Source organism: Vibrio sp. OY15 (assembly GCF_000742455.1).
Classification (GTDB): Bacteria; Pseudomonadota; Gammaproteobacteria; order Enterobacterales; family Vibrionaceae; genus Vibrio; species Vibrio alginolyticus.
On the sequence record NZ_JPIL01000002.1, the window covers coordinates 1 to 19373 of the forward strand.

Annotated in this window: 21 protein-coding genes and 2 pseudogenes; 19 read left to right on the top strand and 4 right to left on the bottom strand. The window is 39.9% G+C overall.

Annotation, left to right across the window (positions count from 1 at the left end):
* Positions 1-188: 188 nt before the first annotated feature.
* The 3 genes from IJ23_RS03285 (at position 189) to IJ23_RS03295 (ending at position 1897) form a co-directional block, all read left to right on the top strand.
* Positions 189-1031, top strand: coding sequence for a hypothetical protein (locus IJ23_RS03285; RefSeq protein ID WP_033905364.1), 843 nt, complete (start codon positions 189-191; stop codon positions 1029-1031).
* Positions 1032-1146: 115 nt separating this feature from the next.
* A complete protein-coding gene (locus IJ23_RS03290) occupies positions 1147-1422 on the top strand; it encodes an ECs_2282 family putative zinc-binding protein (RefSeq protein ID WP_033905365.1) in 276 nt (91 codons plus the stop codon).
* A gap of 13 nt (positions 1423-1435) precedes the next feature.
* A complete protein-coding gene (locus tag IJ23_RS03295) occupies positions 1436-1897 on the top strand; it encodes a hypothetical protein (protein WP_033905366.1) in 462 nt (153 codons plus the stop codon).
* A 585-nt stretch (positions 1898-2482) separates the two neighbouring features.
* Here IJ23_RS03295 and IJ23_RS25355 read toward each other — a convergent pair.
* The gene (locus IJ23_RS25355; RefSeq protein ID WP_033905367.1) at positions 2483-2833 is read right to left on the bottom strand and encodes a hypothetical protein; all 351 of its coding nucleotides are present in this window, start codon (positions 2831-2833) and stop codon (positions 2483-2485) included.
* Between the two features lie 249 nt (positions 2834-3082).
* On the opposite strand from IJ23_RS25355, the gene IJ23_RS03305 reads away from it, so the two are divergent.
* The 3 genes from IJ23_RS03305 (at position 3083) to IJ23_RS03325 (ending at position 5865) form a co-directional block, all read left to right on the top strand.
* The gene (locus tag IJ23_RS03305) at positions 3083-3475 is read left to right on the top strand and encodes a hypothetical protein (protein WP_200877243.1); all 393 of its coding nucleotides are present in this window, start codon (positions 3083-3085) and stop codon (positions 3473-3475) included.
* Positions 3476-3597: 122 nt separating this feature from the next.
* Entirely contained in the window at positions 3598-4548 is a 951-nt protein-coding gene (locus IJ23_RS03310) for a DUF2971 domain-containing protein (protein ID WP_033905368.1), read from the top strand.
* Positions 4549-5358: 810 nt separating this feature from the next.
* A complete protein-coding gene (locus IJ23_RS03325; protein ID WP_033905371.1) occupies positions 5359-5865 on the top strand; it encodes an AAA family ATPase in 507 nt (168 codons plus the stop codon).
* Positions 5866-6017: 152 nt separating this feature from the next.
* Here the strand turns inward: IJ23_RS03325 and IJ23_RS03330 are convergent, their stop codons facing one another.
* Together IJ23_RS03330 and IJ23_RS03335 are read right to left on the bottom strand one after the other, a co-directional pair.
* Complete coding sequence (locus IJ23_RS03330; protein ID WP_033905372.1) at positions 6018-6515, bottom strand: GNAT family N-acetyltransferase; 498 nt, start codon at positions 6513-6515, stop codon at positions 6018-6020.
* The gene (locus IJ23_RS03335; RefSeq protein WP_033905373.1) at positions 6512-6784 is read right to left on the bottom strand and encodes a type II toxin-antitoxin system TacA family antitoxin; all 273 of its coding nucleotides are present in this window, start codon (positions 6782-6784) and stop codon (positions 6512-6514) included. The genes IJ23_RS03330 and IJ23_RS03335 overlap by 4 nt, the downstream gene beginning before the upstream one ends.
* Positions 6785-7035: 251 nt before the next feature.
* Between IJ23_RS03335 and IJ23_RS03340 the strand changes: the two genes are divergently transcribed.
* The 10 genes and pseudogenes from IJ23_RS03340 to IJ23_RS03375 all read left to right on the top strand — a co-directional run bounded on the left by IJ23_RS03340 (position 7036) and on the right by IJ23_RS03375 (position 15082).
* Positions 7036-7443 carry an OsmC family protein gene (locus IJ23_RS03340; protein WP_033905374.1) on the top strand — a complete coding sequence of 136 codons (408 nt, stop codon included), beginning with the start codon at positions 7036-7038 and terminating at the stop codon, positions 7441-7443.
* Between the two features lie 563 nt (positions 7444-8006).
* Positions 8007-8828 carry a GNAT family N-acetyltransferase gene (locus IJ23_RS03345; protein WP_033905375.1) on the top strand — a complete coding sequence of 274 codons (822 nt, stop codon included), beginning with the start codon at positions 8007-8009 and terminating at the stop codon, positions 8826-8828.
* Positions 8829-8933: 105 nt separating this feature from the next.
* A complete protein-coding gene (locus tag IJ23_RS03350) occupies positions 8934-9773 on the top strand; it encodes a helix-turn-helix domain-containing protein (protein WP_033905376.1) in 840 nt (279 codons plus the stop codon).
* A gap of 73 nt (positions 9774-9846) precedes the next feature.
* The gene (gene rsgA, locus IJ23_RS03355) at positions 9847-10893 is read left to right on the top strand and encodes a ribosome small subunit-dependent GTPase A (RefSeq protein WP_033905377.1); all 1047 of its coding nucleotides are present in this window, start codon (positions 9847-9849) and stop codon (positions 10891-10893) included.
* 126 nt (positions 10894-11019) lie between these two features.
* Complete coding sequence (locus IJ23_RS03360) at positions 11020-11457, top strand: N-acetyltransferase (protein WP_033905379.1); 438 nt, start codon at positions 11020-11022, stop codon at positions 11455-11457.
* Positions 11458-11640: 183 nt separating this feature from the next.
* Positions 11641-11811, top strand: a pseudogene (locus tag IJ23_RS24700) (IS481 family transposase); the annotation flags it as partial.
* A 123-nt stretch (positions 11812-11934) separates the two neighbouring features.
* Entirely contained in the window at positions 11935-12606 is a 672-nt protein-coding gene (locus IJ23_RS03365; protein WP_033905380.1) for a hypothetical protein, read from the top strand.
* A 1618-nt stretch (positions 12607-14224) separates the two neighbouring features.
* A complete protein-coding gene (gene cspE, locus IJ23_RS03370) occupies positions 14225-14437 on the top strand; it encodes a transcription antiterminator/RNA stability regulator CspE (RefSeq protein ID WP_033905381.1) in 213 nt (70 codons plus the stop codon).
* A gap of 278 nt (positions 14438-14715) precedes the next feature.
* On the top strand, positions 14716-14865 hold the full coding sequence (locus IJ23_RS25360; protein WP_170894072.1) for a hypothetical protein: 150 nt from the start codon (positions 14716-14718) through the stop codon (positions 14863-14865).
* 13 nt (positions 14866-14878) lie between these two features.
* Positions 14879-15082, top strand: coding sequence for a hypothetical protein (locus IJ23_RS03375; protein ID WP_033905382.1), 204 nt, complete (start codon positions 14879-14881; stop codon positions 15080-15082).
* A 167-nt stretch (positions 15083-15249) separates the two neighbouring features.
* Here the strand turns inward: IJ23_RS03375 and IJ23_RS25525 are convergent.
* Positions 15250-15562 (bottom strand): annotated as a pseudogene (locus IJ23_RS25525) (hypothetical protein); the annotation flags it as partial.
* Positions 15563-15918: 356 nt separating this feature from the next.
* On the opposite strand from IJ23_RS25525, the gene hflK reads away from it, so the two are divergent.
* Genes hflK through nhaA form a run of 3 tightly spaced genes read left to right on the top strand, consistent with a single transcriptional unit; the run spans position 15919 to position 19302 of the window.
* Complete coding sequence (gene hflK, locus IJ23_RS03380) at positions 15919-16977, top strand: FtsH protease activity modulator HflK (RefSeq protein ID WP_033905383.1); 1059 nt, start codon at positions 15919-15921, stop codon at positions 16975-16977.
* The gene (gene hflC, locus IJ23_RS03385; RefSeq protein ID WP_005379003.1) at positions 16974-17966 is read left to right on the top strand and encodes a protease modulator HflC; all 993 of its coding nucleotides are present in this window, start codon (positions 16974-16976) and stop codon (positions 17964-17966) included. Before hflK ends, hflC begins: the two co-directional genes overlap by 4 nt.
* Positions 17959-19302, top strand: a complete 1344-nt coding sequence (nhaA, locus tag IJ23_RS03390; RefSeq protein ID WP_025553174.1) for a Na+/H+ antiporter NhaA — start codon at positions 17959-17961, stop codon at positions 19300-19302. The genes hflC and nhaA overlap by 8 nt, the downstream gene beginning before the upstream one ends.
* Positions 19303-19373 lie beyond the last annotated feature (71 nt).

A 19373-nucleotide genomic window follows, 5' to 3' on the forward strand; every position in this document is an offset into this window, starting at 1 on the left:
ACAAATTGTTCAAGAGTGATTCGGCACGCGTGGCATTTTTACTATGCGTTAGTTTTAGTGGTTATGGTGGTATGCGGATGCTTAGGTATTGCGTGCCTCATACCTTAACAAGGCGTTAGGCGCATTGATGTTCGATTATGGCTGTGTATAAACGCCTTTGTTTTTAAGATTTATTAAAGGAGGAGAGTTTGATTAAGTTAGTTACCGGTATTGATGATATTGGGACAATGAATGGGAAGTCAGAAGGGTGGACGTTTTTGTCCTTTGATGAGCAATACCTCCAAGAATTTAATGACAAAGCTCAAATTCTCCTTGAGAAAAGCAAGCTAAAAAGTTTTCATGCTAAAGAGTTTAAAAGGAAAAAAACTGACTTTTACAAAGAATTCCTTCAGTTGATTAGAAGTGTTATTGATAAAGATCAAAACTCATTTATATGTTGTACATTATCGGATGAAGCTTGGAAAAATGATTTTAAATGCTTTTGCTCATCGGTTATATCCAAATCATTTAATGAAGCAGGTATTGAAGATGGCGGCTTTGTAGAAGCCGCAGAAAAATTGGCCCAACCCATGTTTACTTATTCAAGAAGGTTTCCTCAATACCCAGATGTAATTCTTACTCGTATCGATGTTGACCGAGATTCAATTTTATCAAGAATTGACTCAAGTAAACTTATTGTAAATGACAACGAGATTTCAAAAGATACACCAATATTCGCATCCTTTAATGCGTATTCGGCTAAACAATTTCCGCACGCACCAAAGATTGAACGGACAGCAATACGGGTCTTGAGTGATGAAAATTCCTTTTTGATTCAGGCTGCTGATATGTTTGGTAATTTTTCGACAGCTTTTGTTGCAAAAATCTTAGGCAAGAATTCTAAGTCTAACAACTTGAAAGCTGAATGCTTTGAGAAAGTTTTTGGTGACTTACTAGATACATCAAAAATACCTAACATGGTTGAGCTCAGTGACGATGATGTAGTGTTGAAAAAAGAAGGTGCCTTTAATTTTACAATAGCGTATCAATAAATACGCCTAACAAAGCATTTAAGAGTGATTCGCAACGCTTGGCAGTTTCGCTTCGCTCAAGTATAGCCAAGCGTCGCTCACACCTTAATGCGGCGTTAGGTGCTTAGGAGGTAAAATGAAACTCAATAATCTTGATCGAAAAATTAGTATGTTGTGTCCAACTTGTGGTTGTAAAGACTTCAATTTTGATGAACATGATGAAAACGGGCTTGTTACTTGTACTCAGTGTGAACGCCAGTTGACTCGTGCAGATCTTGTCGCAGAAAATTCTGAATTAATCGCAGAAACTCAAAACGAGATTGCTAAAGAAGCACAAAAGCAAATTGAAGCTGAAATGAAAAAAATGCTTAAAAATGCATTCAAAGGAAACAAGAATATAAAAATTAGATAGGGGCATTAGCTGTATGGACTTTGGTGACGGTATCGCACTTGTGGCCTTGGGGCTTTCTGGGTACGCAACATGGCGAATGATTCAATTTAACAGGAGACAAGACTCTCTAGTTGAAACTCAGAATAAGCTTAATAAATTGCTTTTAGCTAAGGAAACCGAAGAAGTTATCGATGATCGCAAAGCCGATTTAGGTGCATCGATCATTAAGTTGGGGAATCATAAGTATCGGTTGAAAATTTGGAACAAAGGAAATGCCGAAGCCAAAAATGTAACGGTAGAATTCCCAGACGGCAACGAACTAGTTCCAGAATCTGAGTTGCAGAGCAAACTTCCTTATGAGTCGCTCGAAACGCATGCATCCATTGAGTTATTGGCAGCTGTACATATGCAAACACCAAGAAAGCACAAGTTGAAACTTGGCTGGTCTGACGAACACAGAAATAAAAACGAAAAAATCGTATATCCAACACTTTAGAACGCACCTAACAAGCAATTTAAGAGGGATTCACAACGCTTGGCACTTTTGCTTCTACTTCAAATTTAGTGTTTATGGCACAATGCTTTAGGTTTGTGTGTAGGCGTTGTTCACCCCTTAATTGGGCGTTATTTCCGCAACGGATCTCTCAGGCTGTATGTACGTGGTTGTAGCCTAAGAGTGAAAGTGGCGGGGTAATAGGGTGGAAAAGCGGCGAAAAGGGCGAATATTGGTCTTTTCCATGCTAGCCTTAAAGCGCTTTAAGCGCACCTTAATATGGCGCAGCAATTAAAGAGTGACGCTAAAGCGATTTAAGGTAGTGAGCTGCCAAATACTTCGGCTTCGATTTTTGCCTGCATACCGAAAATTTCTCGTCATATCAAAAGATTAGGCGTAAACATAGCCGACTTTAGTTGCGGAATAACAAGACGTTCAAGGCGATTCGAAACGCATTGGGGTTTTAGTGCCCAAATAGGCACGGATTTATCAGAGTTTATTTTAGGTTAGGGTGGATCTGCGTCTCTCACACCTTAACTGCGCGTTAGTCGCCAGAAAAAGCTAGCTGTCAAAATCATGTTTCTAAGCTCAAAATTTGGCTGCTTGTTGTTCGGTTCTCAGGTTCATCGTTGTTGGTCCAAACTCATTTTCAGCGGTTTTAAGTCCAAAGCTTTGCAATTGTCCTAGCGGTTGTTTTGTTCTTTGGTGCTGACAGAACAGGGCAATCGAGAGTCTGTTTTTGGTTGCAACTCTGCTCTGTGAGTTTGTTGGTTCAAAAGCTGATCTACTCGCTGAAAAGGCGTTTTCTCTGGTGTGGTAAGTTCCACGTGGTTTCAGTGACTTTGTTGAAAGTCCGCACTGTGAGATTGGCCTTCCAAAAGCGCTTTTGGGGGTTGTCAGCCTGTTTTCTACGGCGTTGTTTGTTCCAAGTGGTTTCATTGAGTAGCTGCTTTGAGACTACGCCTGACTTAAATGCATCAAAGCACATAAAGTTTGTTGTTCACAAAGTTTAGTTCGGCTTAAAATTGTCGCTCGGTGCCTCGCGACTAACAAACTGCTCAAGAGGGATTCGCAACGCGTGGCATTTTTACTATGCGTTGGTTTTAGTGTTTAAGGTGGTATGCGGCGGCTTTGGTATTGCGTTGCTCACCCCTTAACAGGGCGTTATACCCTTGAAAGGAGTTGGTATTGAAATCGTATGTGGTTAGTGAAAAAGTCCTGAAAAAAGCGATGCTTACCCTCTATCATCGTATCGTTGAACAAGAGAATGATGGGGTACTTGATCTAAACAGATATAAGTTTCATGCCTTTGATCGTGACATGGAAGTTCAAGTGCCTGAAGTAGTTGATAGGCAAAGATCTATACCAAAAGTTAACTATGCAGCTTATGTTATGAGGATGGATGAACTGGGCTACATCAAGAGAGATGGTATGAGTTTTGTGTTTACTGATTCAGGGTTTTTAGCGGCTAGCAAGTTGGCTTATCCAGTTAGGGTATGGTTTAAGACTCATTGGCTTGGACTATCAGGCTTAGTTGTAGGTATTGCAGCCTTAGTCGTTGCGATCAAGCAGTTACCTTGAGTACGGGTATAACAAAGCATTTAAGAGTGATTCGCAACGCTTGGCGCTTTCGCTTCGCTCAAGTATAACCAAGCGCTGCTCACACCTTAATGCGGCGTTATGTGCTTGGAGGGAAGTTTATAGTGCAGTGGTTTCAAGAATACAAAGAGTTGGTGTTTTCAAAAGAAACGTCAGTCGAAAAAATAGATAAGGCTATTCGCTTAAAGTTCGAGAATTTGCCTAAGTTTCTCTATAAATATCGATCAGTAGATGAGTACTCGCTCAAAAACCTAGAGGAAGATAGCGTCTGGTTATCAGACCCTAGAAATTTCAATGATCCATATGATTGCTCGTTTAAGAAAAAAGATGAGTTAGACCCATATGATCCAACATTAATTTTAGATATGGCTTTTGAAGCAGGAATCCTATCTAAGGAAGATCAAGAGTCAATTGATGCTATTTTAAATACTGACAACCCCATGACTAAGCTCATGGAACTCAGTTATCCTGACCGTCCGGAGTTTGGCAAAACAATAGGTGATGCTTTAGCTGCTACATTAAAAAAGCGCGGGCTAGGCATGATTTCAGAACTTTCTGAAAACATGAAGCAAGCCTTTAAAGTGTGTTGCTTCTCGGAAGATCCTACATCAATTCTTATGTGGTCTCATTACGCTGATTACCATAAAGGCTTTTGTATAGCCTATGATTTCAGCGCTTTGGGTAATGATGATTTACGGACAAGAATGCTTTATCCCGCCATCTATTCAGAAAATATGTTCGATGCTTCAGGTATATTTTCTCAAGAAAAAACTATCAATAATATTTTGTACATAAATCAAGCTGCTCTTGTAAAAAGCCAAGAGTGGTCATATGAAAAAGAATGGCGTTTAGTCTTCAGTAATGGAATGTTGCAGAAAGAGATGGGTTATCAGGTTCCCAAGCCTAAATATGTAATTCTCGGCACAAAGATAGCCAAAGATGATGCGGATAAGGTAATAGACATCTGTGAACGGAAAGGTATTGAAGTAAAGCAAATGCAAATGTCTCCAGTGCTTTATAAACTAGATTATCACACAGCGAAACTTCGCACATAACAAGCAATTTAAGAGGGATTCACAACGCTTGGCATTTTTGCTTCTACTTCAAATTTAGTGTTTATGGCACAATGCTTTAAGTATGGGTGGTAGCGTTGTTCACCCCTTAATTGGGCGTTATGTTTAAAAGGAAAGTTTATGATTCATTGGTTTACAACCGTTTTCTCTCAACCTGCTCAAAAAGCGCAATTATTTTCGATCGTATTATCTGCCTTTGTAGCCTTTTCAGTTCTGTTACTAAATCAGTGGTTTACATCGCGTAGAGCTAGAAAAGACCATATGATCAATAAAATAGAAGAGTTTTATGAAGCTATAGGTGAATATGAAAGTGTGCTTTCGAGCTATTCAATACTATGTTTGCTCAAAGCAAAGATAGTAGTCAGTTTCAAGAGGTCCTAGATCGGCTTCAAACTGCAGTACAGAGAGTTGAAATGTATGTAGGGTTACACTTCCCTGAAATAAATTTTGACAGTAAAGCGCATACAAAATTAATGCAGACTGCCTATTACAATTTGAGTTACGCGAAGGCAAATAGAAGTGGGTATGGTAATAATGACTCCATACACAAAATGGATAGTGTTAATCAGCTTCTGGATAAAGTGCGAGAAAATACCAGCCATATAAAAAAAGATGCACAAGCACTTATGAAACGCCATAAACATTAAACATAACAAGTTGTTCAAGAGTGATTCGGCACGCGTGGCATTTTTGCTATGCGTTAGGTTTAGCGTTTAAGGTGGTATGCGGAGGGCTTAGGTATTGCGTGCCTCACACCTTAACAGAGCGTTATATGCAAGGAACGGAGGTCAATTGAATTATCCTATTTTATACATATTTTCGGGTCTCCCAGCTTCAGGTAAATCGACTCTTGCTAAGCTGTTGGCGGTTAAAGTGGGTGCTACGTATGTTCGCATTGATACAGTAGAGCAAGGGCTTCGAGATCTTTGTAACTTCAAAGTTGAAGGTGAAGGGTATCGTTTAAGCTATCGTATAATCAGAGACAATTTAGAGCTTGGGATTAGCTGTATCTCAGACTCTTGTAATCCTATCGAGCTTACGCGACGCGAATGGCAGGAAGTCGCAGAAAGTGTGGGGGCTAAATTCATCAATATTGAAATTAGTTGCTCAGATAGCAGTGAACACGAACAAAGAGTCATCACTCGTAGAAGTGAAGTAACAAACCTAAAATTACCTGACTGGAAACAAGTGCAGAACCGTCATTATGAAGCTTGGAAAGCCGATGTAATCAAAATAGACACGGCAGGTAAAAGTATTGAAATAGCTTTCGCCGAACTAACTGAAAAGCTAGGCGTGTGAAATGGCATATAACAATAAATTTAAGAGTGATTCACAACGCTCGGCGCCTTCACTTCCAGTGAGTTTAGTATTTATGGCACAATGCTTTAGGTCTGGTGGTGGCGTTGTTCACCACTTAATGCGGCGTTAGTTTGCTAAAGGCTAGCGGTTAACTAGCCTAAGCTTGCTCTCACATCTGCAATGGTGATGAAGAGTTTGTTTTCAGCATCTTGAAATGCTTGAAAACCATAGCGTTCATAGAAATGTTTTGCTCCATCTTTGGCATCAACGATAACAACTGGAAATGCAACGCTATCACTAGCGGCTAATAGCTTTCTGAGTGCGTCGATAAGCAGCCACTCACCAAAGCCTTTCCCTTTGTATCGGTCATCGACAGCAAGACGGGCAACCAGACCACCAGAGGTGGATGATTGGTGCTTTTTTTGTAACTTATCGGGCAATGCCTTTAATTCAATTGGCGTCATTGTAAGCGTGTAAAAGCCTATGACATGTGAGTTGTCGTTATCATCTTCCAAAACAAACGTTCTGGTGTTGTCCTTCTTTGCTTGCTGACTCGCCATTACTTTTAAGTAATTATTGAGAGCTTCGATGCCACAGTTGAATCGGTTTCTATCGTGTTTAGCTTTATCTAGAAGTACCGTATTCATCATTGAATCTTGCTCTCGTATCGATCAGCAGCAGCTTTTAGTTTTGAGTTCTGTGTTTCAGGACGGTCTAAAGCTTCCATGAGCAACATCGCATCTGCTTGGCTCAGTTTAAAAGCCTGCTCACGTTCGATGACTTGTTTAGCTTTTTCGATTGCAGCGCTTAGAACAAACGAGTTGATGCTAGACATGCCGGCTATCGCGGTAGCCTTAGTCAGTAAGTCTTGTGTATCGACATCAACTCTAGCGGTGATGCGAGGCAAAGTAGTAGCCATAATGTTATCTCCTATTGTGTCAAAATGTCACATGCGTATTATGGTCTTAAAGCGTGCAATAAGCAATCTCTGTGTCACTTTGGCACTCAAACTAACAAACAATTTAAGAGTGATTCAGCACGCTTGGCATTTTTGGTTTGGGTTTAGCTAAGTGTTTACGGTGGTAAAATGAAGTACCGTGGTCGCGTACTTTACACCTTAATTGGGCGTTAAGTGTAATCAACAATAGTGACATCAAAAAGTAGGGAAGTATGAGTATTAATGTAAAGTGGGATGGTGATTGTCGTTTTAAAGTGTCAACTGAAGACGGATTTACGTTTAATGTTGACGCTACAACTGAGAAAGCCCCTTGCCCAACGGAAGTTCTATTGTCGGCTTTAGGTTCATGCAGTGCTACGGATGTCGTCTTGTTACTGCAAGATCAAGGTTTTGAAGTTAAAGGCCTAGAAAATACGGTTACTTTCTCCCTAACGGAATCAGAACCTCGTTTATATAAATCGGCAAACTTACACTTTACAGTAAATGGCAGTGGTTTTAAGGAGTCTGACATTTTGCGAGCAGCTCAAGAAGCGGTGGAAAAGCATTGTCATGTTTGTCTTATGTTGAGCCCTACGATCGATATCACTTGTTCAGCTGAAGTGGGTAAAAATTGCAACTAATAAACTGTTCAAGAGTGATTTGCAGCGCGTGGCATTTTCACTATGCGTTGGTTTTAGTTTTTAAGGTGGTATGCGGCGGCATCGGTATTGCGTTGCTCACACCTTAATGTGGCGTTACTTTTCCATGTTTCAGCCAATCAGCTATATCCTACTTTAGTAATATACCTGACAAGGTTCAGTCCAAAGACGTACGGGTGCAGAGCTTCGCAAACACACCTTTGCCCCATTCCGCCTTAGTGCGATTACTCAGCAACGAGTTACGTTGCGGAGTTTGCAATATGTGAAGTTATGGCAGACACCAGAACGGCGCTGCACGGGAACTCCCAATTTCTTTCGTTGCGCAACAAAACACATCTTCCTTAAATTTGCATAACTATATAGCTACGGTATTCATCGATAAGCAAGATTTTGGAAATCGGTTTACCTACTAGTAACTGTCGTTTTTGTTCAATCTTTTAAATCACCCATCACCTACTATTTTCGGCATAGAAAGCGGCACTTCATCTCTGATGTAGTTCCTTCATTCGTAATAACACTACATCCGTAGTTAGGAAAAAATAGCCATGCTAGAAATCAAACCAATCGAAACACTAGAAGTAATTAATGAACTAAAAAAACAGTATTTCGAACAATCGACAGCGCCACTTGATGGTATGTGGCACTTTGGTTTTGTTCCTATGTCCTCTCATTACGGATTTTATGAGGACGATACTTTAGTTGGATTCTGCTGCATTAACGGTGATGGCTATATGTTGCAGTTCTATTTGTCACGGGCAGCCCACATTCAGGCGAGAGAGCTGTTTACCTTGATTGCAGAGCAAAACAGCTCAGTAGTCGGTTCCATTAAAGGTGCATTTGTGAGTACAGCCGAACCTCACTATCTATCGCTTTGCTTAGATAACTCCTCTTCATTTAAAGTAAATGCGTTAATGTATCAGCAAGTTGCTCCATTTATTTCTGAAAGCGCAACAGGTTTAGATTTAACGCTCGCAAGTCAGGAGCAACTGGATGAGTTCGTTGAATTTGCGGTTAGTAATATTGGTGCTCCAGCACAATGGTTGTCTGAGTACTTCGGTAATCTAATTAAACGAGAAGAGCTTTGGGGGTATTGGAAGGACGGTAGGTTATTAGCCACGGGTGAGTGTCGCCTATTTGATGAGCATCAAACTAAATATGCAGACTTAGGGATGATTGTAGCCGAGTCAGAACGAGGTCAGGGGATTGCCACTTGTGTACTAAACCGTTTAGTAAGCTTAGCCAATGAACGTGGTTTAATTCCTGTCTGTTCAACTGAAAGTGGTAACTTGGGTGCTCAAAAAGCGATTCACCGAGCAGGACTAGAGCCTTTAAACCGCATTATCCAGATGGAATTTGACCACCAATAGACAGTTAATGGATAAGCCCTTGCCCCAATCTGGTCAGGGCTTATTTGTGAAAATGCTAACCTGGCATATAGTGATAGTAGATGCCGCGAACTGATTGAGAGTATTATGATCCACTGGCTAAGGCCTTCAAAGATACCCGAAATTGCAAAATACATAGAGTGTTATTGGCTAATTGAAAAGCGTCCCGATGCCAAGAGTTTCGATTACCCGAAATTAAACCCTGACCCATCCGCTCACCTGATCATTTCTCCCGCCAAACAGGCCTACCACTACGATATGAACCCTGGCGCGGCAATTGGTAAAGGGAGCCACTGGTTGTTTCCCCATAATCAGACACTTCAACTCGATCATTCAAAACCTTTTGTCCACCTTGGAGTCAAGTTTCATATTGGAGCTTTCTATTCACTGAAACTATTCTCAGATCAACGGCCGCTACTTGATTGCGTGGAAGAAGTACAGCTAAGTACACTGTTTACCGATCTATTTGAGGGAGAGGTGAAACTGATTGAATTGGCACGAACTAATCCAGATCTATGTTGTAAAAAATTGGATAGTCTGTTTTTGCCGTTGGCTTTGAACAGTCATGAGGATCAACATAGCCATATTACACGCAAAGCCCTTCAAGCGTTGGACTCAGGATCAATTTCTAAACTGGGTAACCAACTATACTGCTCGCAGCGTACATTAGAAAGAAGCTTCAACAGGGTGACAGGTTTAACGCTAAAACAGTGTCAGTCTATGAATAAGCTTGAGGCTATGCTGGAGTACCTTCACCAACGCGATTCAGATGATATCGATTGGGTCGAGATTGCATTTCGATTTGGTTTCAGCGATCAACCTCACCTCATCCGCTACTTAAAGAAACAAATTGGCTTAACACCTAAAACATACGAAAAAGAGCGTGGTTTAACTATTGATGTTTATGGCGGTGTTAGCTCTACGTAATCTGTCGGAAATGTTCAATCAAGTCGGTTGTCGTTCAACTATTATGTCCTGAACGTTTTGATGAGACAGCAATATGAACAACTTAGCTCCTACACTTCAACAGCTTGGGTGGAAGTCTTTTTTTCAGCAGCAAGTAAACCTGGAAGAGTTAAGCAACCTAACCATTGGTAGGGTTGTTGAACAGCACAGAGACCGCATTGTAGTAGTGTCCCCGAAGGGGCAATCAAGTCTAAGCCCTATGCCTTTTGAAAAAAGAGTCTGCGTAGGCGATTGGGTACTATTTGATGACGCATTGAGAATATGCCGAAGCCTGGAACGACAGTCGATATTCAAACGAAAAGCTCCAGGCTCAAAAGTGTCAGCACAGCTCATAGCTGCCAATATTGATACCGTCATGATTGTCTGCTCTCTCAATCATGATTTTAGCCTTAACAGAATAGAGCGGTATTTAGCCATCGCACGAGAAGCTATGGTTGAGCCTGTTGTCATCCTTACTAAAGCTGATTTATGTGAAGACACTGATATCAAACGACTACAGGTTCAAGAACTCGATCCAATGCTTGTCGTTTACGCCATAAATGCGTTGGATAACCACGATATCAAGCAGCTTGAAAGCTACTGCTATGACGGTAGTACTCTGGCGTTCTTAGGTTCGTCTGGAGTAGGAAAATCGACTCTGGTTAACGCCTTAATCGGTTATGAGTCTCAGCAGACAGGAGAAATTAGGGAAGAAGATAGTAAAGGAAGGCATACCACTACTCACAGATCATTAAAAGTTCTTCCTCAAGGGGGGATTCTTATGGACACTCCTGGAATGCGCGAACTACAACTCAGTAGTTGCGAACAGGGGGTGAACGAGACTTTCAGCGAGATAACTGAATTTGCAGATAAATGCCGTTTCTCTGATTGTACGCATACGTCTGAACCTGGCTGTGCGATCCAACAAGCAATCAAAGGTGGACTCCTGTCAGAACGACGCCTACTTAATTACCAGAAACTGATGCGAGAGCAAGCTCTGAACGGATCATCGTTGGCAGAAAAAAGAGCTAAAGATAAAGCGTTAGGGAAGTTAATAAATAGTACCCAGAACGCATCTCGACGATACAAAAAAGGCCATTAACAGTAATTCGCTTCATTACAGAGTATTGAAGCGTCAAACAATGAGGTTGGGTTCATTTAACTGCGTGTATATATATCACTTAGGAAACAATCTCGCCTCCCTAAGACGTTAATTATTGAGGAAAATATGATTCGATCATTACGCTCAGAAGATCTAGATAATGCTGTATCTATTTGGTTTTCGGCATCAATTAAAGCGCACAACTTCATTTCGGAAGAGTACTGGTCTTCCCAGAAGAAGAACATGCGTGATATGTATCTACCCAATTGTGAATCATGGGTTTATGAATCGGCTGGCAATGTTCTTGGCTTTGTTTCTTATTACGAAGGGAGCATACCTGCTATTTTCGTGGATCCTGAGTCACAATCTTGTGGTATTGGGACACAGTTACTAAATCATTTAAAGGATAAGTACAGTGAACTAACGTTGACCGTCTACTCAGAGAATGAAAAAACACATCAGTTTTATCTTCATCATGGTTTCATTGATGTCGGTAAATGCATCTGTGAACATACAGGAAAAGAGCAGTTTGAGATGTGTTGGGCAAAAAATAGTAATGTATAATTAATGCAACAAAATGCAAGCAAGTGGGTAGTGCGACCACTTGCTGAATGAAAGAATTTGTCCATTTCCTTGCATCTCAGGCACTGCATTCAGCGGTGCCTGATTGCGTTTTGGGATACCAAAAGTTATTCATCGGTAGCTAAATTAGTAAAGTCACTGACATGCCTTTGTCCAAATAACGTTCAGAAAAAACTGTATGGTTCGATGGAGGAGTTACAAAAAGATCTGGACGAATGGATGGACTACAAAAATCATCGTACTTATCAAGGAAAAATGTGCTGTGGCAGAATGCCAATAGAAACATTAGAGGATGGGAAATCAATCTGGACTGAAAAGAATCTAGCACAGACGTAATTTGACAGGCACTGAGTCGAAAAGTGGGTAACTGTCAGATCATGTCTGAACTATTACAGTTTAGTTGATCACTACAGTGCTAGCTGTTACCTTCCTTCTATTATTCCTGAGTATGGTTTTTTTTTGAAAACAGTTCTGTCAATTATTGCCTTTGTCGCTTCCTTATTTTCATCCGAACTCTTGGCCGCTGAAGTCGCTATAGGCATACAAGCCACAATGAATAGTATCGATATTCAAGAGTCCAAGGATAACGAAAAAACAATTGCCCGCATGACCAGCGACATAAAGTATTATCCGACGGTATCACTCCTGTCGGACGAGTACTATTTTAGCAAAGATTCTAACGTTGGTGTTCAATTACAATTTGATTGGAGTATATTCAAAGTTGATAAGCAAGAAGTCGGTGGGAATGACACTGGCATTGATTTGGGAACATCCATATCGGGCTACGCTCTATCGGGTGTACCGGTCCTCTTTTACCACTTTAACCGGCACAACCGTAATGAATGGAATGTAAAGTTAGGAACAGGATTGGGACTTGGGTATTTAAAGCTCAAGGGGGATTATCAGATCACAGATGTGACACATCCCGATTACAGTAAGAAAAAACAAGTAAGCATGGATGAAGTAGGGCTTGCGGTCGGTGTCTATCTGGAAGCAAATAAAGGAAATCATGTTATCTCGGTTTACAACTTTAGTCCTGTTACCCAAAGTGGTACCTCACAATTGGAAGAATATAATTTTTTCTTATCTTATAAGTATCGCGTTAATATTGATGGCCTACTTTACCCCTAAACTGCTACAGCCAGACTGGGCACTTCATCAAGCGATATTTTGCTGTTCAGTGTCAACTGGGTTTAAGCACTCTGTCTTTTCGTCAGATTATAATCAACCGTAATGTACTCAAAGACCGTTTATCTTTTCTCATATCTGAGCGGTTCGTATTGGATCGCTTCAACTTTGATCGAATGGAAGAAACTCTCAACATTAGCTGAACAGCTTATTTTTTCTGCTGAGATGTTTGGAAGAGTCTGAGTGTGAATGTTCTCTTTATGCTCATGGTTCGGAGAGCTTTAAGCAATTTAATGAGGAACTGGGGGAGAAGAGTTTTCGCGAGAATCCAAAAGTTCACGACAGTTCCATCAACAATTGTTCAGGATTTTCAAGGTACTAAAGTACGTTTCATTACACGCTCTCAAGTGAGTGAGTTTGTTGTGGAAACAACATGCTAACAAACTTGTTTAAGAGCGATTCACAATGTGTGGCATTTTTCGTTTGCTTTGGCTTTAGTGTGTACGGCCCAATATTTTAGGCTAGTGGCCTGCGCTACTCACCACTTAACACGGCGTTATAAATCCGAATACTCCACGTTTAGTAGACACTTTACTAAGTTAGACCTATGGTCTACTTGAGAGGTGATTTATGACTAAACAAATCGCAGCGCTCTTCTTTTCAACAAATATACACAGGGGTAGGGGAACTCAACGTTTTCATTATCGAGCCACATACAAACTGTTCAAATGACAAGTATTGTAAGTAGTGATGCCACTCGACAGAGTTCAGTCGCAAGATACTCTACAGCTGACGACATATTGTTTTTAATCAAAAAGCACGTTGTTCACCCTAAGTATCCTCTAATCCGGTGTTCAAGTTAACGCTTCGCTAAAATTACACCGTAAAAAGATAGAACGCTATCTAAGTAAACACGGATTTAAGTTCATATAAATATTTAAAGCAAACGTTTAAGGTTCCAAGATTCTTTTTCTAATCCAAATCTCGCACGTTAGAGCCCATACTTCAATGTACTTTTGTCCAATTTCCTATTAGCAGGTGTGATAATAGTAGAAACTTAACCAACGAAGAATGTATAGTCGCCCACTCATCGGTTGAACTGCTGTAATTTCATTTAAAATCAGACAAATAAAGTCTAGTTTAATACTCGATTCTTGTGCTCATATGTTGGATAGACTATCGCTAAGTAGCGCATGATGGTACACCAATTACTAGCTCTATTGACTTCTTCAATTCATTCTTTTCCTTTATCGTGTTGACTTGTTTATGCCTCTTTCAAAGTTAAAAACAGGCTTCATTGTTGTATCGAATATCTGTTTGCAATAATTACTCTAATGATACCGTAGATTTTAATCTGATGTACCATTTTTTCACTATGCCCCTCCCTGTAAGTGATTGATTTGATAGATAATAAAATTTTAATCAAGAAATGCATATCTATTATTTACACATAGTGTATAGTATCTGAAGCTCAAACAGTGAGCTATTGATAATACATTTAGTTCAAGATCTTCTCAGTTTTTATTCGATTAAGTTCGTCATATCTATCCTGCGATACCTTTTTCTTCATTCCTTATTTAGTAGCTTTCTTTTTTATTAATTCAATGTGTCGAGATATATTATGTCAAATAAAACAACTGGATCAGTAAAATGGTTTAATGAAACTAAAGGTTTTGGATTCATCACTCCAGATGACGGTGGTACTGACCTATTCGTTCATTTCAGATCAATTGTTGAAGAAGGTTTCAAAACATTATCTGAAGGCCAAAAGGTTTCTTTTAATGTTGAACAAGGTAACAAAGGCCCACAAGCTGACAACGTTACTTTAGTATAAGAATTATTTAAAAGATCTCTTCGTTAGTCGAGGTCTTTTTTGTTTAATTTTAATAATCAGCCCGATGACTCTAAAAAATAATCTAAAATAATATTGGTATTTCTTGGTCTGTTACCAGAAAATAGGTAAAAAATGATGTACTAAAAAACCATGTTCTTACTAGGTAAAATACCAGCTTCTTTGACCTCTATTTTCATTTTGTGAACTTGAAAATCAAAGATTCATACGTGAGGTTTCGGAGGCATTTTTGTACTCATATCAAAGAAGGAGGCTATCCTTTGAAAAAACCATCGATTAAGAGTAACTCAAGAGTGGTAAAAAATAAAAGCTCTAGTACAAATGATAATTATAATAGTATTCATAAAATTAGAAAAAAAATTGAAGATATATTGTTAGAACGAGAAGAAAAAAAACTTTGGGATTTATAAGGTAAGTAGTTATATGAGAAAACCAGTAAGAAAGAAATCGATAAAAAAAACGCAGAAAAACAACTTCGAAGAACGATTTTCTATGATGGTAAAAGAATATCAAGAAGCTAAAGAAACTCTAGAATCTATGGAAGTAGGTTCAAAAGAATATATGGTTCAAAATAAGTTATGCGATAAATTATTTTCAAATGCTGAACGATACATTAATAAAAATTAACCATTTGAAATAGTTTCTTCTACTCTATATCAAATTTACCCAAACTTTTTCTACTAAGAATTACGACCTCTCTTACCTCTTTTAGTATTGATGTCTTAAGTGTTACACTGGTGTTGAACATAAAGTTACGTAAGAGAGGCGGGGTTGTTGAGCACTTTTATCATGGCCTAGGTTTTACCAACTTGAGCAAGTTTCTTGAGCTTAGTTTCTCCCCCAGCAACTACTTCACTTGATACATGGCTGTTTCGGAGAGTGAGCACTTGCCATAACCATAGCGCTTTTTCCACTTCCTATTTGAACCGTAGAGCTTCTAGCAATGCGAGGATCTCCATGTGCCCTTTCGTTTGTGCTGGTGTCTACGACTAAATGTAACTTGCGCCAGATTTTACGTTTTCTTTCAGTTGACCTTCCATTCATCATAAACCTGACCCCGGTAGCAACAATGGCTAGATGTTCTATTACGCCTCTGGTTTCATATTTCTCTACAAGGCTCGTTCCGTTGTAGAAAAACTACCAAATCTGTCCTTATGCGGACATAAATAACCTATACTAATAGTTAAAGATGTATGCTCTCACATAACTACACGTCGCATAACGCTAGTGATAAAAAGAGCCTAGTAATTAGGGGTTACTGTAGAGCTGAGATATAGTTAGAAATCATACAAGCTAATAATTTCTGATTATATTAGAAGTTTAAATAGACCGTCCCTATCCTAAGGCAACACTTAGTAACTAATCGTAAACTGCACACAATTTACTCTAGTTGATTAAGCGCTACCTACCTCATTCAATTTTGCATAGGTCAAATTCCTTACCTATAGCCGGAGGGCATGCTCATGCTCCCAAGTAACAATTCTTCAGGAAACCCCTGGGGCGGAGGTCAGCAAGATCCTCCACATTTGAAAAAAGCTTTTCATACTATTCTTCAGCACTTCAAGAAAATTCTTATCGGTGGCGGACCGTCGAGCTTTTTTTCTCCATTTATTATTTTATTTTTAGTTCTCATTTTATGGTCAACATTTTATACCGTTCCAAGTGATTCTGTCGCTGTCATACAACGCTTTGGTAAGTATGTAAATAATGTTCCTGCGGGGCTCCATATCAAGGTTCCACTTGGTATTGACACGGTAAAAATAGTTCCAGTTAAACGTCAGCTGAAACAAGAGTTTGGTTTTACGACGCCAGGAGCTAATGATCCTCACCAAAGTCCCAGAGTGAACGATCGTCGCCAAGAGACACAAATGGTCACTGGTGATTTAAATGCTGCCCTTGTGGAGTGGGTGGTTCAATATCGAATTTCTGAACCTATTAAGTTTTTGTTCGAAGTCCGGGAACCTAGTGAAACGCTTCGATATGTTTCTGAGTCCGTAATGCGTGAAGTTGTCGGGGATAGAACTGTGGATGAAGTGATCACAATAGGCCGACAAGAAATTGAATATGAAGCGCTTTCAAAAATGCAGGCGCTCTCAACGAAATATGCCTTAGGAATAAGTATTGACCAAGTGCAATTGAAAAACATCAACCCTCCTCAACCTGTTCAGGCATCATTTAACGAAGTGAACCAAGCCCAACAGGAAAAAGAAAAGCTTATTAATGAAGCTCGTCGAGATTACAACAAAGTTATCCCTTTAGCTTTAGGAGAAAAAGATCAAAGGATCAGAGAGGCTGATGGTTATCGTTTAAAAAGAGTGAATGAAGCCGAGGGGGATACAGCGCGATTTAATGCACTATTGTTTGAGTACGTTAAAGCTCCAGAAGTGACCAAACGAAGAATCTACTTAGAAACCATGCAAGCTGTATTACCGAATATTCGGGCCAAAATTATCATTGATGAGCGAGCAAACAATATCTTACCTTTACTTAATCTCAATAAGACACAAGGAGATGCACAATGAAACCGAAAAAAATAGGAGTCATAACCGCATTAGTTTTATGTGTCTCTCTTGGTATATACAACGCACTTTACACCGTGAGTGAAGTACAACAGGTCATTATTACTCAGTTTGGGAAGCCAATAGGAGAACCTGTTGTGGATGCCGGGTTAAAGATAAAAATGCCATTCATTCATGAGATTAACACTATAGACAAAAGAGTGTTGGAGTGGGATGGCAACCCTTCCGATATGCCCACAAAAGATAAGCTGTATATTTCAGTTGATTTATTCGCTCGGTGGCGAATAACCGACCCACTTCAATACTTTTTAAGAATCAAAGATGAGCGTAGTGCACAATCTCGTCTTGACGATATTTTGGGAAGTGAGACGCGAAATGCTGTTGCAAAGCATGAACTAATCGAAATAATTCGTACTAACAAAAACAGAAAACCGTTACGAGATGCCTTATTAAGTGACACTGAAGGAGAGTTAAAAATTGGCACCCTTGTTCCTATTAAAAAAGGGCGTCAACTAGTAGAACAAGAAATATTCTCTGCTGCGTCAGAAAAAATAAAGATATTTGGTATTGAATTGCTCGATATTCGCTTCAAACGTATTAATTACAATGAAAGTGTTCGCCCTAAAATTTACGAACGAATGATTAGTGAACGTCGGCAAATCGCGGAACGTTTTTTATCCGAAGGGAATGGGGAAGCAGCGAGGATTCGTGGTGACCGCATCAGAGATTTAAATAAAATCCAGTCTGAAGCCTATCGTGAAGTCGAAGAGATTCGCGGACAAGCTGATGCCAAAGCCGCCGAAATTTATTCGTTAGCTTACAATAAAAGCCCTCAAGCGAGAGACCTTTATGAGTTCACGCGAACAATGCAGTCTTACTCAACTATCATTTCAGAAAATACAACGCTTGTTTTATCTACTAACAGTGACATATTCAGGTTTCTCAATAGCATTGAAGGTAACTTAATACCTACAGTTGAAAACAATGAGTAAAAAAATCCCAATAGTACCAACTAATCCGACTCGATTACCAAAAGAGTACATTGATTGGGTTGCTCAACCAGTAAACCGTTTTATACATATTGAATCCGCAGCAGGCATTGTTCTATTTGTTTCAGCAGTACTTGCTGTTTTACTTGCCAATTCAAATCTAAGTGAAGAGTTTGCTCATTTTTGGCAGATTTCGGTAGGGATTACTTTCGGTGATTTAGTCTTTGAGCGTTCTTTACACAAATGGATAAACGATGCTGGAATGACTTTGTTTTTCTTTCTCATTGCCTTAGAACTTAAGCGTGAATTGGTGTTGGGTGAACTTCGTAATCCAAAATTAGCTGTACTTTCCATTGCTGCCGCTCTTGGTGGGATGTTGTTACCTCCTCTTTTCTATTTATTTATCCAATTTGGTGAGCCAGGGCATCATGGTTGGGGGACTGTGATGGCGACGGATACCGCATTTGTAATCGGGTGCCTAGCGCTCTTAGGACGAAGTATTCCGAGTAGCTTACGAATATTCATGTTATCAATGGCCGTAGTTGATGATATTGGCGCAATCTTTGTTGTGGCTATTGGTTATGGTAATGACATTGAATGGCGGCCCGTGGTTTATGCATTGATAGGTTTTATTATTGTTCGAGGTATGAGCTTCTTGGGAGTTCGCAGTATTGTACTCTTCTCTCTTGTTGGAGGAATGATATGGTTGTCGGTCGACATGTCTGGTATACATCCGACAATTACTGGTGTGATTCTAGGCTTATTAACCCCCACAAATAAGTGGGTCAGCAAGCAACACCTCTCCACTATTGTGGACTCAATAGTGGCATCATCTCCTATGAAGCAATGGAGCGGAGATAAGATTGAAGGAGAGACTTTAAGGACAGCTGCGGCGGCGGCCCGTGAAACGCTTTCACCGGTCGAGCGATTAGAAATGTTACTTCATCCTTGGGTCGGGTTTATTATCTTACCACTATTCGCCTTTTCTAATGCTGGGATTTCACTAACCAGTACGAACGCAACTTCTCCAATTACTTTTGCTGTCTTTTTGGGTTTTGTTTTTGGCAAGCCTATAGGTATTGTGCTGTTCAGTTGGATATCCGTAAGACTCCGGTTAGCCATGCTTCCAGAAAATATGAATTGGGGAATGATTTTGGGGGGTGGGATGTTGGCTGGCATTGGCTTTACGATGGCCTTGTTTATCTCAGAGTTAGCCTATAGCCCTGATCAAATTAATGCAGCAAAACTTGGAATTTTCTCAGCTTCCATCTGTTCAGCTTTACTCGGTCTCACTTTTTTACGGTATTTCTCTGTAAGAGAAAAACAGAACAACATCTGAATCTGAAATGTATAGACAGTCTGCGGTGAAAAACTACCGCAGACTGCTACCCCGTAATCTAAGACGCGAGA

What these genes read in the sequence shown, in the direction of transcription:
- IJ23_RS03360 (WP_033905379.1), top strand. Translation starts at nt 11,020, where the DNA reads ATGATTCGATCATTACGCTCAGAAGATCTAGATAATGCTGTATCTATT.
- IJ23_RS03340 (WP_033905374.1), top strand. Translation starts at nt 7,036, where the DNA reads ATGAGTATTAATGTAAAGTGGGATGGTGATTGTCGTTTTAAAGTGTCA.
- IJ23_RS03290 (WP_033905365.1), top strand. Translation starts at nt 1,147, where the DNA reads ATGAAACTCAATAATCTTGATCGAAAAATTAGTATGTTGTGTCCAACT.
- nhaA (WP_025553174.1), top strand. Translation starts at nt 17,959, where the DNA reads ATGAGTAAAAAAATCCCAATAGTACCAACTAATCCGACTCGATTACCA.
- IJ23_RS03350 (WP_033905376.1), top strand. Translation starts at nt 8,934, where the DNA reads ATGATCCACTGGCTAAGGCCTTCAAAGATACCCGAAATTGCAAAATAC.
- IJ23_RS03295 (WP_033905366.1), top strand. Translation starts at nt 1,436, where the DNA reads ATGGACTTTGGTGACGGTATCGCACTTGTGGCCTTGGGGCTTTCTGGG.
- IJ23_RS03375 (WP_033905382.1), top strand. Translation starts at nt 14,879, where the DNA reads ATGAGAAAACCAGTAAGAAAGAAATCGATAAAAAAAACGCAGAAAAAC.
- rsgA (WP_033905377.1), top strand. Translation starts at nt 9,847, where the DNA reads ATGAACAACTTAGCTCCTACACTTCAACAGCTTGGGTGGAAGTCTTTT.
- IJ23_RS25355 (WP_033905367.1), bottom strand. Translation starts at nt 2,833, where the DNA reads ATGAAACCACTTGGAACAAACAACGCCGTAGAAAACAGGCTGACAACC.
- IJ23_RS03345 (WP_033905375.1), top strand. Translation starts at nt 8,007, where the DNA reads ATGCTAGAAATCAAACCAATCGAAACACTAGAAGTAATTAATGAACTA.
- hflC (WP_005379003.1), top strand. Translation starts at nt 16,974, where the DNA reads ATGAAACCGAAAAAAATAGGAGTCATAACCGCATTAGTTTTATGTGTC.
- hflK (WP_033905383.1), top strand. Translation starts at nt 15,919, where the DNA reads ATGCTCCCAAGTAACAATTCTTCAGGAAACCCCTGGGGCGGAGGTCAG.
- IJ23_RS03335 (WP_033905373.1), bottom strand. Translation starts at nt 6,784, where the DNA reads ATGGCTACTACTTTGCCTCGCATCACCGCTAGAGTTGATGTCGATACA.
- IJ23_RS03330 (WP_033905372.1), bottom strand. Translation starts at nt 6,515, where the DNA reads ATGATGAATACGGTACTTCTAGATAAAGCTAAACACGATAGAAACCGA.
- cspE (WP_033905381.1), top strand. Translation starts at nt 14,225, where the DNA reads ATGTCAAATAAAACAACTGGATCAGTAAAATGGTTTAATGAAACTAAA.